This is a genomic window from Vibrio sp. 378 (genome assembly GCF_033339435.1).
In genome coordinates, this window is record NZ_JAWOUO010000137.1 from 1 (window position 1) to 1,104 (window position 1,104).

Genomic DNA, 1,104 nt, shown 5'->3' on the forward strand with positions numbered 1-1,104 from the left:
ATCTTGCGATAAGACATACTTTCAAGGCATAGAGTTACGCCAATTACCAATGAGAGAGGGAGTAAGCTCGTGAGTTCAATAGATCCAGCAACCTTTGCAGCCCAGTTCGCGCAGATCGAAATTCAACCTTTTAAACAACGCTACCAACTGCAAACCAATACGTATCAATCTCAGCTATCTGCTCTGGGTAAAGTTGAGAGTGCCATGCGTGAGTTCCGCACTGCGCTCAACGAAATGAACAGCAGCACAAACAGCATCATTAAAAACTCCACCTCCATCTCTCAAGAAGGCTACTTTACTGCAAATGCAGACGCTAAGGCTCTATCGGGTAGTTATCAGATATTCGTCGAGCAAGTAGCAACGTCACACCAAGTTTCTACTGGAATGCCAGCAGATCTAGACGCAACCACTGAAATCCCAAAAACAGGAAATCTTGAGTTCACCATCAACGGTAAAACAATGACGATTGATCTATCAACGGTCGATACCGACGGTGATGGTGTAACGACGGTGAGTGACCTAACAAAAGCGATCAATAACAACAGTGATAACCCAGGTGTAAACGCAACCTTGGTACGCTCAAATGGTCAGACTCACTTCATGCTTTCAAGCACTGAAACCGGCGTCGCTAACCAAATCAACGTGTCCGCAACGGGTACAGGCCAAGCGTGGTTTGAAGATGCATTCACAAACCTTAGTCAAATCAGTGCCCCCCAAGATGCCGTGATCTGGTTGGGTGCAGAGAAAACTGGTCTAAAACTCACTAACTCGAGCAATACGTTTGAAGGTGTTATCGATGGGGTAGACATTACCGTAACCAAGGCTCAGACCTCTGGAGAAACCGCGATTGGTTTAGGTATCGACGCTGATGACGAAGCAACCAAAGAGCAGCTTAACAAGTTCGTAGACGCCTACAACACATTGATATCTACAATTGATGAACACACACAAATCGGCAGTGAAGATAAAAAACGCGGTGTTCTAGCTAGCGACCCAACCATGCGCTCAATTGAAAGCCAACTATCAAGCCTTGTCCGAGGCGAGCACGGCGGCATGCGCTTAAGCGAAATAGGCGTAACGTTGGATCGCCATGGCAAATTGAAA

General features: G+C 46.5%; 1 protein-coding gene. It reads left to right on the plus strand.

The window, feature by feature from the left end; translation table 11 throughout:
* Nucleotides 1-69 precede the first annotated feature (69 nt).
* Nucleotides 70-1,104, plus strand: a 1,035-nt coding sequence (gene fliD, locus R7Q48_RS24650; RefSeq protein WP_318132742.1) for a flagellar filament capping protein FliD, incomplete at its 3' end; no start/stop codon positions are given.